The following is a 15651-nucleotide window of genomic DNA, read 5'->3' as shown; positions in this document are numbered from 1 at the left end:
GCCGACCTCCGTACCGTGACGACCCAGGCAGACCCGCGCACCGGCACGGAGGAGACGGCGATGACCAGCGCACAGGACCGACCGCGGGTGCTGACCGGGGTGGACGGTGACGTCTGGGCGATCACCCTCGACCGCCCCGAGACCGGCAACGCCCTCGAGCCGGCGATGGCCGCCGAGCTGGCCGCGGCGGTGCGCGACCGCCCCGCCGAGACCCGCACCGTGCTGCTGCTCGGCAACGGGGACCGGTTCTGCGTCGGGGGCGACGTGCGCGCCTTCGCCGGGGTGGACGACCCGGCCACCTACGTCGGGCAGCTCGCGCAGGACTGGCACCAGGTCATCCGGGCGCTGCTGTACTGCCCGGTGCCCGTGGTCGCCGGCGTGCAGGGCGCGGTCGCCGGCGCGGGCGTCGGTCTGATAGGAGCCTGCGACATCGTCGTCTGCGCGCGGTCGACCAAGATCCGCCCGGCCTACGGCGCGATCGGCTACTCCCCGGACGGCGGGAGCTCCTGGGCGCTGACCCGCGCCCTCGGTGCCCCGCGGGCCCTGGAGCTGATGCTCACCAACGGCGCGCTCACCGCCGCCGAGGCGCACATGTTCGGCCTGGTCGCCCGCCTCGTGGAGGACGAGGAGGTGCACCAGGCGGCGATCGCGCTGGCGCAGGCGGTGGCGGCGGGCCCGGTGCGGGCGATGGTGCGCACCCGCGCGCTGGTGCGGCAGGCCGCCGTCCGGACGCTCGAGCAGCAGCTGGACGACGAGGCGCGGCTCATCGCCGAGTCCGCCGCCGACCCCGAGGGCAGAGAGGGCGTGCGGGCCTTCGTGGAGAAGCGCCAGCCCGACTTCCGCAACGCGCGCTAGACGACGTCGGCCGGCAGCGCCTCGAAGGAGGCCCGGGCCTCGACGCCGGCCGCGTCGGTGACCGTCGCCGTCACGACCAGCCGGGTGCCCTCGCCGTGGTCGACGAACGGCCGGGAGTACTCCGGCCCCTCGAAGGACTCCCCCGGGTGCTCGTGGCACAGCCCGGCGCTGCAGTGCACCAGCACCTCGCTCCACCGGACCGTCAGCCGCCCGTCCTCGGCGTCGGTGCCCTCCGCGGTGGCCTGCACCAGGTCGTCGGGGACGTAGCGGCGCTCCGGCGGTGGCGGGGTCAGCGTCAGCACCGGCGGGGAGTTGCCCGGGACGACGGTGAGCGTCGTGCTCGCCTCCGCCCCGCCGGGGTCGGTGACCGTGAGCCGGGCGGTGACCGGCCCGGGGTCGGCGTAGGTGTGCTGCACCTGGACGCCCTCGCCGGTGGTGCCGTCGCCGAAGTCCCACCGGTGGGTCAGCGGCTCGCCGTCCCACTCGCTGGACGCGCTGCCGTCGAAGGTCACCGTGCGGGTGGCGGCGTCGACGGTGGCGGTGGCCCGGGCGGTCGGGGGCCGGTTGCCGGGCGCGTACACCAGCCGCTTGAGCACGCTGCCGCCGATGTCGGCCCAGACGACGTCGCCGTTGTCCGGGGCCGAGGCGAACGCCACGGGCAGCCCGTTGCCCGCGCCGAAGCCCTCGGCCTCCGGCTCGCGGACCAGCCGCCCGTCGGCGTCGGAGCGCAGCGTGTAGACCCGCTGGGACGAGTAGTCGCCGAAGAAGTAGGCGCCCTGGTACTCCGCCGGGTACGCGCTGCCGGTGTACACGACGCCGCCGGTGATGGACGTGCCGGCCGGTCCGTGCCGGTAGGTCCACAGCGGCACGGTGTTCGCCGCGTCCTCGCAGCCGGGCAGGTCGCGGTAGCCGGGGGTGCGCTCCTGCCCCTCCCAGCACGGCCAGCCGTAGCTGGCCCCGGGCCGGACGACGTCGACCTCCTCCCACGTCCCCCAGCCGACGTCGCCGAGGATCGGCACCCCGGTCACCGGGTCGAGGCTGAGGCGGAACGGGCTGCGGAAGCCGCCGGCGTACACCCGGCTCTGCCAGGACGCCGGGTCGGCCTCGTCGTAGAACGGGTTGCCGGGGACGCCGCGACCGTCGGGCAGCAGGTGCAGGAGCTTGCCGTAGCCGCTGGTGGGGTCCAGGGCGCGCAGGGCGAGCGGGTCCATGGCCCGGAAGTCGGCGCTGTCGCCGATGGTGACCCACAACGAGCCGTCGGGGTCGGCGACCACCCCGGTCAGGGCGTGCACGTCGGACCCGGCCGGCAGCTCGAGGACGACGTGCTCGTCGGTCAACTCGGCGTCGGTGAGGGTCCACGCCGACAGGCGCATCGTCCAGCGGCCGTCGACGTCCAGCGTGCGGCCGGTGTAGACCGTGCCGTCGGGCGCGACCTCGACGGCGACCAGCCCCAGGTCGCCGGTGGTCACGACGGGCAGCTCGGCGACCGTCCGCGCCTCTCCGGACGGCGCCACCCGGGCCACCCGCCCGTTCTTGCCGGTGGTGAGCCAACCCCCGTCGGGCAGGAAGGCGACGTCGGTGAGCAGCTCGTCCTGGCCGCTGGGCAGGTCCACGACGACGAACCCCGACGTCAGCGTCGGCGCGGCCGCGGCCGACCCGGGGGTGACCACCACCGCCCCGGCGACCAGTGCCACGAGGGCGGCCAGCCGCACCGCGGCACGGGCCCCCGGGGAGGAACCGCCTCGCTCTCGCGTCACGCCGCGCGACGCTCCCCGAGGGCGTCCCGATCACCAAACACGACACGACGGTGTCGCCGACCCCTCGGGGCGTTCCCACGATGGGTGGCCGGCCGTGCGCGGGCTGTCGCACGTCGGAGCGAGATGGTCCCGGCCGGTGACGGAACGCCGCCCGGAGATGCAGCAGGCCCCGCCCGGTCTGCCGGGCGGGGCCTGCTGTGTCGGGGTGGAGCTGAGGGGATTTGAACCCCTGACCCCCTCGATGCGAACGAGGTGCGCTACCGGACTGCGCTACAGCCCCTGACGGGAGACGAGTCTACCGTCCGCCCGCCCCGCCCCCGCCACCGGCCTCGTGACGCGCTGGAACGGCCGCCCTCCAGGGCCCCGCGCCGAGCTTGCGAGGCGCGGGGGGAGGGTGGTCCTTCAGCCGTTGACGACCTTGCGCGGCTGGTAGACGTCGATGTCGGCGAAGCCGATGTCGTCGTCGTCCAGGCCCACGACGGCGCTGTTCTGCCAGCCGGCCGGCGCCGCGGCGCGGGCCGCGACGACACGGCCGGGGCGCAGCGGGTGCACCGGCGCGAGCGGCAGGCTCGGGTGCGGCAGGTCGACGGGGTGGTGGTGCACCTCCTCGGCGACCGGCGCCTCCGCCACCGGTGCGTGGCGCGGCGCCGGCACCGGCCGGGCGGCGGGCCGCGCACCCGGCTGGCGGGCGGCGCGGGCGGCGGCCCGGGCGGCGCGGCGGGCGGCCAGCCGCTCCCGGCGCGCGGCGGCGCGCAGCACCATCAGGTAGGCCACGACGGCGAGGTCGAGCACGCCCTGGGCGATCCACAGCCAGGGGCTGTAGAACAGCGCGCCGACCAGGGCCAGCAGCGTGAGCGCCACCAGGCCGGCCAGCGTGCGACGGCGCACCGCGTGCACGTCGACCCGCAGCTCGCCGGAGGTCAGCAGGGCCCCGCGGTCGATCGCGACCTTCTCGGTCTCGGCATAGAGCGCCGGGTCCACCACTCGTCGCCGCTGCAGGGTCCGGCCGGAGTCGGTCAGACCGCCGCGACCCGCCTGGGAGTCACCGCGGGTCACCACCATCGGGACCAGCACGACGAACCACAGCACGACCAGAGCGGCCAGCAGCACGCCCGAACCCATCCAGAACACCACCCGTCACACGAGTCACTTGCCGGGCGAAGTTACGGCCTGCACTACCCCGTTCGGGGGAGGCGCGCGGGCGTGTCACTGAAGTGTCGTGTGACTGGAGTGTCGTCGGCGCGGCGTGTCGACAAAGACCCCCGCGGAGGACGACCGCCGGCGTGGTAGGGCGCCCCGGGTCAGCGGGGTTCGCCGGACCGCCAGCGGGCGAGGACCCCCTCCGGCGCGTCCTCGGCGAGCAGCGCGTAGCACCGGTGGTCGCGCCAGTCGCCGTCGATGTCCAGGTAGCGGCGCAGCAGTCCCTCGGCCCGGAACCCGAGCCGCTCCACCAGGCGCTGGCTCGGGCCGTTCTCCGGCCGGATGTCGGCCTGCAGCCGGTGCAGCCGCGCCGGGCCGAACGCGTGGTCGCACACCAGCGCCACCGCGAGCGTGGCCAGCCCCCGGCCGGCCACCGAGCGGTCGATCCAGTAGCCGAGGTTCCCCGAGCGCAGGGCTCCCCGGACGACGTTGTCGATGGTGACCTGCCCGACCAGCCGCCCGTCGACGCGGACGACGAACGGCAGCGTCGTCCCGGCGACCGCGCGGCGGAGCACCGCGCGGCGCATCACCCGGTACGACTGCGGGGTGTGCCGGGCCGCCCACGGCGAGGGCGCGGTCGGCTCCCACGGCGACAGCCACGCCTCGTTGGCCAGCCGGACCCGACTCCACTCCTCGGCGTCCCGGCGGCGCGGCGGGTGCAGCTCGACCGGCCCGAAGGACAGGCGGGCGGGCCACCCGGGGTGGAGCGCGGGGTCGGGCACGGGTCGGCTCAGCCGCCCAGCAGCAGGGGCATGACGGTGACCAGCCCCCCGGCGGCGACCTCGGTGACGTCCTCGTCCACCACGATCAGGCAGTTGGCCCGCGCCATGCGCGCCAGCATCGCCTCGTCGCCGTCCCCCAGGGGCTCGACGACGTAGCCGCCGTCGGGGTGGCGCATGACCTGGCCGTGCAGGTACTGCCGGTAGCCCAGCGGGGAGGTCAGCTGCTCGGCGGCGATCGCCTGCACGGTGCGGCGGAACAGCTGTCGCTTGCCGAGCATGAGCCGGATCGCCGGCCGCACGAACACCTCGAAGGCGACCAGGGCCGCCACCGGCTCCCCGGGCACGCAGATGACCGGGACGCCGTCGCGGCCCAGCCGGCCGAAGCCCTGCACCGGGCCCGGGTGCATGAACACCGGGGAGAACCGCATGTCCCCGAGCTCGGCCAGCACCTCGCGCACCATGTCGCCCTCGGCGGCGAGGGTGCCGGAGATGAGGACCAGGTCGCTGCGCAGCAGCTGGCTCTCCAGCACCTCCGACAGCCGGCGCCGGTCGGCGGGCACGATGCCCGACCGGTAGGCCTCGGCCCCCGCGTCGCGCGCGGCGGCCGCCAGCGCGTAGCTGTTCACGTCGACGACCTGGCCGGGGGCCGGCGGGGTGCTGATGTCGACCAGCTCGGCGCCCGCCGAGAGGACGGCGATCCGCGGGCGGGGGCGCACCAGCACGCGGTCGCGGCCGACGGCTGCGAGCAGGCTGATCTGGGCCGGCCCGATGGGGGTGCCGACCTGCACCGCCGTCGTCCCGGGCGCGACGTCGTCGCCGGTGCGGCGCACGTAGCCGCCGGGCGCCACGGCCGCGTGCACGGCCACCGTGGCCATGCCCTGGTCGGTCCACACCGCGGGGACGACGACGTCGGCGCCGGTGGGCAGCATCGCGCCGGCGGCCACCTTCATGGCCAGCCCGGGGCCGATGGACGACGGTCCGCTGGCGCCGGTGTCGGTCTCCCCCACGACCGCCAGCGAGGCCGGCTCGCCGGGGGTGGCGCCCTCGATGTCGAGGGCGCGGGCGGCGTACCCCTCCAGAGCGGCCTGGTCGAACGCCGGCAGCGCCCGCTGGCTGACGACCTCCTCCGCGCAGAGCAGCCCCTGCGCGTCGAGGACGGCCAGCTCGATCGGGTCCGGCTGCGGCACCGCGGAGAGGATCTCGTCGAGCTGCTGCTCGACCGTCCGCGGTGCGGGCGGCTCGACCGCGCTGGGGGGCGGCGGGACCTGACCGCGGTCGATCGCGGTCGTCTCGTGGCTGCCCTCCGCCGCCGGGGGCAGCACCGTGCCCCGGCGCAGGTCCATCGCCGTGGTGTCCCGCTGTCCTGCGGGCGTCCCGCGCGTGCCGTCCTCGGTCATTCCCACCACGGAGGTCGATGCTGCCCCCTGAGGGGCCGCGCTCAGGCCTGCGACGCGCCCTTCGGGGACAGGTCGGCCACGAACTCGGTCAGCCAGGCCCGCAGCGGCGGCCCGAGGTCGTCGCGCTCGGAGGCGAGCCGGATCACCGCCTTGAGGTAGTCCAGCCGGTCGCCGGTGTCGTAGCGGCGGCCGCGGAACACCACGCCGTGCACCGGCTCGCCGCGCTCGACGAGGGTGGCCAGGGCGTCGGTCAGCTGGATCTCGCCGCCGCGGCCGGGCGCGGTCTCCCGCAGCACGGCGAAGACCTCCGGCGCCAGCACGTAGCGGCCGATGATGGCCAGGCTGCTGGGGGCCTCGTCCACGGGCGGCTTCTCGACCAGGCCGGTGACGGCGACGACGTCTCCCTCGGCGTCCTCCACCGCGACCGCGCCGTACTTGTCGATGTTCTCCCGCCCGACGTCGAGCAGGGCGATCACCGAGCCACCGTGCTGCGCCTGGACCTCCAGCATCTGCTCGAGCAGGAGGTCGCGGGCGTCGATGAGGTCGTCACCCAGCAGCACGGCGAACGGCTCGTCACCGACGAAAGCCGCGGCCTGCAGCACCGCGTGCCCCAGCCCGCGGGCCTCGCCCTGGCGCACGAAGTGCACCTGGGCCACGTCGGTCGAGGCCTGGACGGCGGCGAGCCGGTCGGCGTCGCCCTTCTTCTCCAGCGCGGTCTCGAGCTCGGGGTTGCGGTCGAAGAAGTCCTCGATCGAGGCCTTGTTGCGCCCGGTGACCATGAGCACCTCGGCCAGCCCGGCGCGCGCGGCCTCCTCGACGATGTACTGCAGCGCGGGCCGGTCGACGACCGGCAGCAGCTCCTTGGGCACCGCCTTGGTGGCCGGCAGGAACCGCGTCCCCAGTCCCGCGACCGGGATGACAGCCTTCCGCGCCGGGCGGGAGCTCGAAGTGGGCATGACCGGAGCCTAGTGAGGGGGCCGACCACCGGCCCTGGCTAGCCTGCGGCGGTGCCCCCTCCGGATGACGTGGCCGCCGTCAAGGCGGCGCTGCGCACCCGGTTCCGCGCCCGGCGCGAGGTGCGCCCGGCCGTCGAGCGGGCCGCGGCGGCCGCCGCGGTCACCGCCGCCCTGCTGGACGGGCTGGCCGGCGTCCGGACGCTGGCGGCCTTCGTCCCCGACGCCACCGAACCGGGTGCGGGTCGGCTGCCGGCGGCCTACAGCCGGCTCGGGGCGCGGGTGCTGTTGCCGGTGGTGCCCCCCGAGGGGCGGGAGCTGGGCTGGGCGGTGGACCGCGGCCGGTTGGCGCCGGGGCGCTTCGGGCTGCTGGAGCCGGTGGGCCCGCGGCTGGGGCCGACCGCGCTCGGGACGGCGGAGGTCGTCGTCGTCCCGGCGGTGGCGGTGGCGCGCTCGGGCGTGCGGCTGGGGCGGGGCGGCGGGTACTACGACCGGGCACTCCGGCACGCCCGCCCCGAGGCTCGGCTGGTGGCCCTGGTGTTCGACGACGAGCTGGTCGACGAGCTGCCGTCGGAGCCGCACGACGGGCCGGTGACCGCGGTCGTCACGCCGTCCGGGGGCTGGGAGGCGCTACCGACCGGTCACTGAGACAGTGATCACGCCCTCGTCCCCCGACGCTGTGGGAGCCCACCGTGTCACCCGAGATCGTCACCATCCTGGCGCTCGTCGTGATCTTCGCGATCGCGACGCTCCTGCCGATCAACATGGGCGCGCTCGCCTTCACGGCCGCGTTCATCGTCGGCACGCTGTCGGTCGGGTTGACCACCGACGACATCCTGGGCGGCTTCCCCGCCGAGCTGGTGGTGACGCTGATCGGCGTCACCTACCTGTTCGCGATCGCGCAGAACAACGGCACCGTCGACCTGCTGGTCCGGGGCGCCGTGCGGCTGGTCGGCGGCCACGTCGCGGCCATCCCGTGGATCATGTTCTTCGTCACCGCGCTGCTCACCGCGATCGGCGCCCTCTCCCCCGCCGCGGTGGCGATCATCGCCCCGATCGCGCTGACCTTCGCCGTCCGGCACGGGATCAACCCGCTGCTCATGGGCATGATGGTGATCCACGGGGCCCAGGGCGGCGGGTTCTCGCCGATCAGCGTCTACGGCGTCACGGTCAACACGATCGTCGACGACGAGGGTCTGCCCGGCAGCCCGCTCGCGGTCTTCCTGGGCAGCCTGTTCTTCAACATCGCCATCGCGGTCGTGCTCTTCCTGGTGCTCGGCGGCCGCCAGCTGATCGGCCGGAAGGTCGCCGCCACGGTGCCGGTGGAGGCCGAGCGGGAGGAGGCCACCGTCGTCCGCGGGCACGGCGCCTCGCCCGGCCCGGCGGTCGGCGGGGGCGGCGGCACGACCGGCGGCGACCGGACGACGGGTGGGGCCGGCGGCGACGACACCGCGGAACCGGCGAGCCCGAAGGTCACGATCGACCAGGTCCTGACCCTCGTCGGCCTGGCCGTCGTCGCGGTCCTGGCCCTGGTGTTCGACCTCGACATCGGCTTCGTGGCGATCACCGTCGCGACGGTGCTCGCCCTGTTCGCCGCCGCCCGGCACAAGAACGCCGTCAGCCAGATCAGCTGGTCGACCGTGCTGCTCATCGCCGGCGTGCTGAGCTACGTGTTCGTCCTGCAGGAGGCCGGCGCGATCGACTACGTCGGTGAGGCGGTCACCGGTCTCGGCGCACCGCTGCTGGTGGCCCTGCTGCTCTGCTACATCGGCGCGATCGTGTCGGCGTTCGCGTCGTCCGTCGCGATCATCGGGGTCGCCATCGCGCTGGCGGTGCCGTTCCTGCAGGGCGGGACCATCGGCGCCGTGGGCGTCGTGGTGGCCCTGTCGGTGTCCTCGACCATCGTCGACGTGAGCCCGTTCTCGACCAACGGGGCCCTGGTGCTCGCCAACGCCCAGGACGTCGACAAGGACCGCTTCTACAAGCAGATCCTCGCCTACGCCGGGATCGTCGTCGCCGTCGGACCGCTGCTGGCCTGGCTGGTGTTCGTCGTCATCCCGTCGTGGTTCTGACCGGAACGGAGACCTGAACGTGTCTGGACCGCTCGACGGCGTCCTCGTCGTCGACCTGACCCGCGCCCTCGCCGGCCCGCACGCCGGGATGATGCTGGGCGACCTCGGCGCCCGCGTCATCAAGGTGGAGAGCCCCGGCACCGGGGACGACACCCGCGGCTGGGGCCCGCCGTTCGTCTGGCCCGGGGGTGGTGGGGCGGGCGACGACTCAGCCGGTGACCGGGAGTCCACCTACTTCCTCTGCACCAACCGCAACAAGGAGTCGGTGACCCTCGACCTCAAGGACGACGGCGACAAGGAGCTGCTGCGCGAGCTCGTCCGCCGTGCCGACGTGCTGCTGGAGAACTTCCGCCCGGGCACGCTGGCCCGGCTCGGCTTCGGCACCGACGTGCTGGAGTCGCTCAACCCGCGGCTGGTGACCCTGTCCATCAGCGGGTTCGGCCACGACGGGCCCGAGGGCGGGCGCGCCGGGTACGACCAGATCGCCCAGGGCGAGGCGGGCCTGATGTCGCTGACCGGGCCCGGCCCGGACGACCCGCAGCGCGTCGGCGTCCCGATCGGCGACCTGCTCGCCGGCATGTACGGCGCCTACGGCGTGCTGGCCGCCCTCATCGAGCGGGAGCGCACCGGCCGCGGCCAGGTGGTGCGCACCTCGCTGCTCGCCGCGATCGTCGGCGTGCACGCCTTCCAGGGGACGGCGTGGACGGTGGCGGGCAAGGTGGGCCGCGCGCAGGGCAACCACCACCCCTCGATCGCGCCGTACGGGCTGTTCCACTGCAAGGGCGGCAGCGTGCAGCTGTCCTGCGGCTCCGAGGGGCTCTGGCGCAAGCTGTGCGCCGAGTTCGGCCTGGACCCCGATGCCCCCGGGCTGGCCACCAACGGCGAGCGGGTGGGCAACCGCCAGCAGGTGATCGAGCTGCTGGAGCGGACCTTCGCCGACATCCCCCCGGAGGAGCTGCTGGCCCGGCTGGCCGCCGCGGGCATCCCGGCGGGCAAGGTGCGCTCGATCGACGAGGTCTACGGGTGGGACCAGACCCTGTCGCAGGGCCTGCTGGTCGACGTCGAGCACGCCACCCTCGGCCGGCTGCAGTTGCCCGGCCCGCCGCTGCGGTTCTTCTCCGCCGGTCCGGACGGCGAGACCGAGACCACCCGCCGGGACCACGCCGCGCCGCCGGTGCTCGGCTCCTCCAACGAGGCGATCCGCGCCTGGCTGCAGCAGTGAGTCGCCCGCTCGACGCGCGAGCGCTGCGGGACCTCGTCCTCGATCCCGGCTCGTGGCGGAGCTGGGACTCCCCCGTCGAGATCGGGGACGTGCCCGAGGAGTACGCCGCCGAGCTGGCCCGCGCGGCGGAGAAGTCCCGCCAGGACGAGGCGATCATCACCGGTGAGGGCCGGCTGCGCGGCCGGCGGGTGGCCGTGCTCGCCGGCGAGTTCGGCTTCCTCGCCGGCTCGATCGGCACCGCCGCCGCCGAGCGGCTGATCGCCGCGGTGGAACGGGCCACCGAGGAGGGGCTGCCGCTGCTGGCCGCGCCGGTCTCCGGTGGCACCCGCATGCAGGAGGGCACCGTCGCGTTCCTGCAGATGATCGGGATCACCGCGGCCATCGCCCGGCACAAGGAGGCCGGGCTGCCGTACCTGGTCTACCTGCGGCACCCGACGTTCGGCGGCGTCCTGGCCTCGTGGGGGTCGCTGGGCCACGTGACGATCGCCGAGCCGGGCGCCTCCGTCGGGTTCCTCGGCGCGCGGGTCTACCAGGCGCTCTACGGCGAGCCGTTCCCCGACGGCGTGCAGACCGCCGAGAACCTCGCCGCGCACGGGGTGATCGACGCCGTCGTCCCGCACGAGGAGATCGCCGACGTCGCCGACCGGGCCCTGCGGGTGCTCGCCGCCCGCCAGACCTGGCACCACGACGTCCGGGACGCCGAACGGCCGACCGCCGAGGACGGCACGGACGCCGACGACCCGGAGGACGGCCGCAGCGCCTGGGACGTCGTCACCGCGTCGCGGCGCCCGGACCGCCCTGGCGTGCGCCGGCTGCTGCGGACGGCGGCCACCGACATCGTCGGCCTCTCCGGCACCGGCGCCGGTGAGAAGGACCCCGGGCTGCTGCTGGCCCTGGCCCGCTTCGGCGGCGCGCCGTGCGTCGTCCTCGGCCAGGACAGGCGCGGCCAGTCCCTGACGGCGCCGCTGGGGCCGGCCGCGCTGCGGGAGGCCCGGCGCGGCATGCGGCTGGCCGCCGAGCTGCGGCTGCCGCTGCTCACCCTGATCGACACCCCGGGTGCCGCGCTGTCGAAGGAGGCCGAGGAGGGCGGGCTGGCCGCCGAGATCGCCCGCTGCCTGCAGGACCTGGTGATGCTCAAGGCGCCGACGCTGGCCGTGCTGCTCGGTCAGGGCACCGGCGGCGGGGCGCTGGCGCTGGTGCCCGCCGACCGCGTGCTGGCGGCGGCCAACGGCTGGTTGGGCCCGCTGCCGCCGGAGGGCGCCTCGGCGATCGTGCACCGCACCGTCGACCGCGCCGGGGAGATGGCCGCCTCGCAGGGCGTGCGCGCCACCGACCTGTGGCGGGCCGGGATCGTCGACCGGGTGGTGCCCGAGCGGCCCGACGCCGCCGACGAGCCCGTGGAGTTCTGCCGGCGGCTGGGCCGCGTGCTCGGCGAGGAGCTGGCCGACCTGCTCGGCCGGGACGACGGCGAGCGGTTCCGCCGCCGGCTGCACCGCTACCGGCACCTGGGGCGCTGAGCGGACGCCTCCACCGTGGCCCTGGAGCCGCGGGGAGTAGCCGGAGCCGCGTCGGGGCGCGGCTCCGGCGAGCCCGGCGCGGCTCCGGTGGGCCAGGATGCGCGCGTGGACCGACGACCCGTCCGGCGGCTGCGGCCCGACCCCTCCGCGCCGCGCCCTCCGGACGGCGTGTGGCCGGTGACCGTGCCGGCCGTCGCGCAGGTGCTGCGCGAGGGCCTGGAGCTGCCGGCCGGCGCGACCGTGCTGGTCGGCGAGAACGGGTCGGGCAAGTCGACGGTGCTCGAGGTGCTGGCCGCGGCGCTCGGGCTCAACGCCGAGGGCGGCTCGGTGGGCGCCCGCCACGAGACCCGGCGCAGCGAGCCCGGGTCGCTGGACCTCGTCGTCGAGCGCAGCCCGGGGGCAGCCCGCTGGGCCTACTTCCTCCGCGACGAGACCCTGCACGGTCTCTACAGCTACCTGGAGGACAACCCCGACCTGCACCGCCCCGAGACGCGGTTCCACGAGATGTCGCACGGCGAGGGGTTCCTCTCGCTGCTCGGCCGCCGCGCCACCCGCCCCGGCTTCTACCTGCTCGACGAGCCCGACGCCGCGCTGTCGTTCACCGGCACGCTCTCCCTCGTGGTCCGGCTGGCCGAGCTGGTCGCGGGCGGGGCGCAGGTCGTCGTCGCCACCCACTCCCCGGTGCTGGCCGCGCTGCCCGGCGCGCGCCTGCTGGAGGTCGGCTCCTGGGGGTTGCGGGAAGCGCAGTGGGCGGACCTGGAGCTCACCGCGAACTGGCAGCAGTTCCTCGGCGACCCGGCGTCCTTCCTGCGGCACCTGACCTGAGGGTCAGGCGGCGGTCTCCCGGGCGGTCAGGCCCCACGCCCGCGCGACCAGCTCGAGGCTGCGCACCCGCTCGTCGACGCCGTGGGTGGACGCGGTCAGCATGAGCTCGTCGGCGCCGGTGTCGGCGGCCAGCCGCCGCAGCCGGTCGACCGCCGAGCCGACGTCGCCGACGATCGCGTTGCTCGCCATCCCCTCGGCCGCGGCCCGCTCGGGGTCGACCTCGGCCTCCTCGATGGTGGGCACCGGCCGCAGCCGGTTGAGCCGGATCGACAGCCGCATCAGCTGCCCGGGCAGCGCCAGCCGGCGGGCCTGCTCGTCGGTCTCGGCGGCCAGCACGTTCGCGGTCACGATCGTGTACGGCCGCTCCAGCGCCGGTGAGGGGCGGAAGGTGTCGCGGTAGAGCTCGACGGCGGTCAGCGTGTGCGGGCTGCCGAAGTGGTGGGCGAAGGCGAACGGCAGCCCGAGGTGGCCGGCCAGCTGCGCGGAGAACCCGCTGGAGCCCAGCAGCACGACCTGCGGCGCGGACGACGCCGCCGGGGTGGCGCGGAACTTGTCGGCGAGGCCGCCCTCGACGCGGGGGTCGCCGAACAGACCGAGCAGGTCGATCAGGTGCTGCGGGAAGTCGTCGGCGGAGAGCGCGGCGGGGTCGCGGCGCAGGGCGACCGCCGTCTCCTGGTCGGTGCCCGGTGCCCGACCGATACCCAGGTCGACGCGGCCGGGGTGCAGCGCCTCCAGCAGCGCGAACTGCTCGGCGACGACCAGCGGCGCGTGGTTGGGCAGCATCACGCCGCCCGAGCCGATCCGGATCCGCTCGGTCACCGCGGCCAGGTGCGCGATCAGTACCGGCGGGTTGGTGCTGGCCACCGCCGGCATGTTGTGGTGCTCGGCGACCCAGAGCCGGGTGTACCCGAGGCGGTCGGCAGCCTGCGCCACACGGGTGGTGGCGGCCAGCGCGTCGGCGGTGGACTGCCCCGACCCGACGGTGGCCAGCTCGAGGACGGACAGCGGCAGCGGCTCGGACATCACCCGCGGCAACACGCCGACGACGTCCCCGCTTCCCGAGTCAGGCCACGGTGACACGGGTCGGGTTCCGCGCCCCGGTCCGCTCCTCGCTCGTCCCTCGCTGCGATGCTCCCGCGGCTGTCACCCGACGGTGACACGGGTCGGGTTCCGCGCCGCGGTCCGCTCCTCGCTCGTCCCTCGCTGCGATGCTCCCGCGGCTGTCACCCGACGTCGGCGCCGTGCTCCAGGCGCAGGCTGTGGTCCGGGTCCAGCCGCTCGATGACGGCGTGCAGCGCCTCGCCCAGCGCCTTGACCTGCTCGTCGGTGAGCGGGTCGAACAGCGCCGCCCGGACGGCCTCCACGTGGCCGGGCGCGACCGAGCGGACGACGTCCCACCCGTCGTCGGTGAGGACGGCGACGTTGCCGCGGCCGTCCTCGGGCGAGCGCTCCCGGCGCACCCAGCCGCGCTCCTCCAGCCGTGCCACCGTGTGCGACAGCCGACTCTGCGACTGGTTGGCCCGCCGGGCCAGGTCGCTCATGCGACGGCTGCGGCCCGGGGCCTCCGACAGCATGGCGAGGACGACGTACGCGGCGTGGGTCAGCCCGGCGTCGCGCTGCAGCTGGGCGTCGAGCACCCGCGGGACCAGCTCGGCCACGGTCAACCAGGCCCGCCAGGTCTGCTGCTGCTGCTCGTCGAGCCACTCCTGCGCCACGAACCGAACCGTACTGGCGTGTTCCGGGTCGGCCGCGGGCCGGAGGACCGGGTCCGCGGCAGGACGTTGGACCCGCCTCACGCGCCTGGTGGCCCGGCCGCCCACGGGGAATGTCCCGGCGCGGGGGGCGTTGACAGCAGTGCCGGTCCGCTACGTGCCCCCGGGCCTCACCTCCCGCCGCTGCGTGCGGCCACTCGCCGAGAGGCGGCCGTCGGACCGGCGCACAGACCCAGGCGGCCCCTCGTGCTCGTGACACTCGTCCCCCGCACGTGGACGTCGCGCGTTCCAACCCGCATCATTGGCAGTCGCCGGGTGAGAGTGCCAGCCCGGCCCGTCCGACGAGGAGCTCCGCCGTGCCCACGTACCAGTACGCCTGCACCAACCCCGAGGGCAGGCACGAGTTCGAGGTCGTGCAGTCCTTCACCGACGCGCCGGTGGGCGAGTGCCCGTCGTGCGGCAGCACGGTGCGCAAGGTGTACGGCTCCGTGGGCGTCGTCTTCAAGGGCTCGGGCTTCTACCGCACCGACAGCCGGTCGAGCTCCTCGTCCAGCGAGCAGGCAGGCTCCGCCAAGAAGGAGCCCGCCGCCGCGTCGAGCAGCAGCTCGTCCAGCTCGTCCTCCTCGTCGTCCACCGGCAGCTCCTCGACGTCGAGCTCCTCGGCCGGCAAGGCCGCCGCCAGCTGACGCCGGCCGGTCCACAGGCCGGCACTCCTCCACAACCCGGCGGTAGCCGACTCCGAGACGGGTCCGAGCCGCCAGCGTGGACGCATGCGTCTGCGCCGTCCTCGCTCGCCGCTGCACACCGCCCGGCGGGCCCTCGCCGGGCTCCTGGCCGCCGTCGCCCTGGTGCTGGCCCTGCACCCGGCCCCCGCACCGGCGGTTGCGGCCGCCCCCGCGACCGTGCCGGTGGTCGTCGCCGCGGCCGACCTGGCCCCCGGCGCCGTGCTCGCCACCGGCGACCTCACCCTGGCCCGCTACCCCGCCGCCCTGCGCCCCGCCGGGGCGGCGGCCGACCCAGCAGCGCTGGTGGGGGCCACCCTCGCCGGAGGGGTGCGCGCCGGGGAGCCGCTGACCGACGCCGCCGTGGTGGGCGCCGGGCTGACCGCGCAGCTGGCCGAGGGGGAGGTGGCCGCGCCGGTGCGGCCGGCCGACCTGGCGGTCAGCGGGCTGGTCCGGCCCGGCGACCGGGTCGACGTCCTCGCCACGACGCCCGGCGCCGAGCGAGCCGAGGTCGTCGCCGCCGGCGCCCTCGTGCTCGCCACGCCGGGGCCGGACGACGCCGACGACGGGCTGCTGCTCCTCGCGGTGGACGCCGCCACCGCCGCGGAGCTGGCCGCCGCGGCCACGACCGCGACGCTGGCCCTCAGCCTCCCGCCCCCGGCGTGACCGGCACCGGGCCGGTGTGGGTGGATGGCGT

Annotated in this window: 15 protein-coding genes and 1 tRNA gene; 8 read left to right on the top strand and 8 right to left on the bottom strand. The window is 75.7% G+C overall.

What is annotated here, in order from left to right; all coding sequences use genetic code 11:
- The first annotated feature begins 60 nt into the window (after nt 1-60).
- A complete protein-coding gene (locus ACI79D_RS04770; RefSeq protein WP_456917165.1) occupies nt 61-855 on the top strand; it encodes an enoyl-CoA hydratase/isomerase family protein in 795 nt (264 codons plus the stop codon).
- On the opposite strand, the gene ACI79D_RS04765 is transcribed toward ACI79D_RS04770, so the two are convergent.
- From ACI79D_RS04765 to galU, 6 genes are all read right to left on the bottom strand, one after another.
- Nucleotides 852-2612, bottom strand: coding sequence for a PQQ-dependent sugar dehydrogenase (locus ACI79D_RS04765; protein WP_456917164.1), 1761 nt, complete (start codon nt 2610-2612; stop codon nt 852-854). The genes ACI79D_RS04770 and ACI79D_RS04765 overlap by 4 nt on opposite strands.
- Before the next feature lie 206 nt (nt 2613-2818).
- Nucleotides 2819-2892: transfer RNA gene (locus ACI79D_RS04760), tRNA-Ala, on the bottom strand.
- Nucleotides 2893-3014: 122 nt separating this feature from the next.
- On the bottom strand, nt 3015-3734 hold the full coding sequence (gene sepX / locus ACI79D_RS04755; protein ID WP_456917163.1) for a divisome protein SepX/GlpR: 720 nt from the start codon (nt 3732-3734) through the stop codon (nt 3015-3017).
- Between the two features lie 179 nt (nt 3735-3913).
- Nucleotides 3914-4534, bottom strand: coding sequence for a GNAT family N-acetyltransferase (locus tag ACI79D_RS04750; protein ID WP_456917162.1), 621 nt, complete (start codon nt 4532-4534; stop codon nt 3914-3916).
- An 8-nt stretch (nt 4535-4542) separates the two neighbouring features.
- A complete protein-coding gene (glp, locus tag ACI79D_RS04745) occupies nt 4543-5931 on the bottom strand; it encodes a molybdotransferase-like divisome protein Glp (protein ID WP_456917219.1) in 1389 nt (462 codons plus the stop codon).
- Between the two features lie 41 nt (nt 5932-5972).
- Complete coding sequence (galU, locus tag ACI79D_RS04740) at nt 5973-6887, bottom strand: UTP--glucose-1-phosphate uridylyltransferase GalU (RefSeq protein ID WP_456917161.1); 915 nt, start codon at nt 6885-6887, stop codon at nt 5973-5975.
- A 51-nt stretch (nt 6888-6938) separates the two neighbouring features.
- Between galU and ACI79D_RS04735 the strand changes: the two genes are divergently transcribed.
- From ACI79D_RS04735 to ACI79D_RS04715, 5 genes are all read left to right on the top strand, one after another.
- Nucleotides 6939-7532, top strand: a complete 594-nt coding sequence (locus ACI79D_RS04735) for a 5-formyltetrahydrofolate cyclo-ligase (protein ID WP_456917160.1) — start codon at nt 6939-6941, stop codon at nt 7530-7532.
- 44 nt (nt 7533-7576) lie between these two features.
- Nucleotides 7577-8956, top strand: coding sequence for an SLC13 family permease (locus ACI79D_RS04730; RefSeq protein WP_456917159.1), 1380 nt, complete (start codon nt 7577-7579; stop codon nt 8954-8956).
- Nucleotides 8957-8975: 19 nt separating this feature from the next.
- The gene (locus ACI79D_RS04725) at nt 8976-10178 is read left to right on the top strand and encodes a CaiB/BaiF CoA transferase family protein (RefSeq protein ID WP_456917158.1); all 1203 of its coding nucleotides are present in this window, start codon (nt 8976-8978) and stop codon (nt 10176-10178) included.
- The gene (locus tag ACI79D_RS04720; protein WP_456917157.1) at nt 10175-11695 is read left to right on the top strand and encodes a carboxyl transferase domain-containing protein; all 1521 of its coding nucleotides are present in this window, start codon (nt 10175-10177) and stop codon (nt 11693-11695) included. Before ACI79D_RS04725 ends, ACI79D_RS04720 begins: the two co-directional genes overlap by 4 nt.
- A gap of 105 nt (nt 11696-11800) precedes the next feature.
- Nucleotides 11801-12520, top strand: a complete 720-nt coding sequence (locus ACI79D_RS04715; RefSeq protein ID WP_456917156.1) for an AAA family ATPase — start codon at nt 11801-11803, stop codon at nt 12518-12520.
- A gap of 3 nt (nt 12521-12523) precedes the next feature.
- Here the strand turns inward: ACI79D_RS04715 and ACI79D_RS04710 are convergent, their stop codons facing one another.
- Complete coding sequence (locus ACI79D_RS04710; protein ID WP_456917155.1) at nt 12524-13558, bottom strand: LLM class flavin-dependent oxidoreductase; 1035 nt, start codon at nt 13556-13558, stop codon at nt 12524-12526.
- Between the two features lie 185 nt (nt 13559-13743).
- Complete coding sequence (locus tag ACI79D_RS04705) at nt 13744-14235, bottom strand: MarR family winged helix-turn-helix transcriptional regulator (RefSeq protein ID WP_456917154.1); 492 nt, start codon at nt 14233-14235, stop codon at nt 13744-13746.
- Nucleotides 14236-14588: 353 nt separating this feature from the next.
- Here ACI79D_RS04705 and ACI79D_RS04700 point away from each other — a divergent pair, with 353 nt between their 5' ends.
- Together ACI79D_RS04700 and cpaB are read left to right on the top strand one after the other, a co-directional pair.
- Entirely contained in the window at nt 14589-14918 is a 330-nt protein-coding gene (locus ACI79D_RS04700) for an FmdB family zinc ribbon protein (protein WP_456917153.1), read from the top strand.
- Nucleotides 14919-15002: 84 nt separating this feature from the next.
- Complete coding sequence (cpaB, locus tag ACI79D_RS04695; protein WP_456917152.1) at nt 15003-15620, top strand: Flp pilus assembly protein CpaB; 618 nt, start codon at nt 15003-15005, stop codon at nt 15618-15620.
- The last annotated feature ends 31 nt before the right edge of the window (nt 15621-15651 follow it).

Source organism: Geodermatophilus sp. SYSU D00708, assembly GCF_054050115.1.
Note: the sequence above shows the minus strand (reverse complement) of the source record. Positions and strands in the feature narration are given on the sequence as shown.

Bases quoted from the DNA above. Each gene is read 5' to 3' on its own strand.
- glp (WP_456917219.1), bottom strand. From the start codon at position 5,931: ATGACCGAGGACGGCACGCGCGGGACGCCCGCAGGACAGCGGGACACC.
- ACI79D_RS04770 (WP_456917165.1), top strand. From the start codon at position 61: ATGACCAGCGCACAGGACCGACCGCGGGTGCTGACCGGGGTGGACGGT.
- cpaB (WP_456917152.1), top strand. From the start codon at position 15,003: ATGCGTCTGCGCCGTCCTCGCTCGCCGCTGCACACCGCCCGGCGGGCC.
- galU (WP_456917161.1), bottom strand. From the start codon at position 6,887: ATGCCCACTTCGAGCTCCCGCCCGGCGCGGAAGGCTGTCATCCCGGTC.
- sepX (WP_456917163.1), bottom strand. From the start codon at position 3,734: ATGGGTTCGGGCGTGCTGCTGGCCGCTCTGGTCGTGCTGTGGTTCGTC.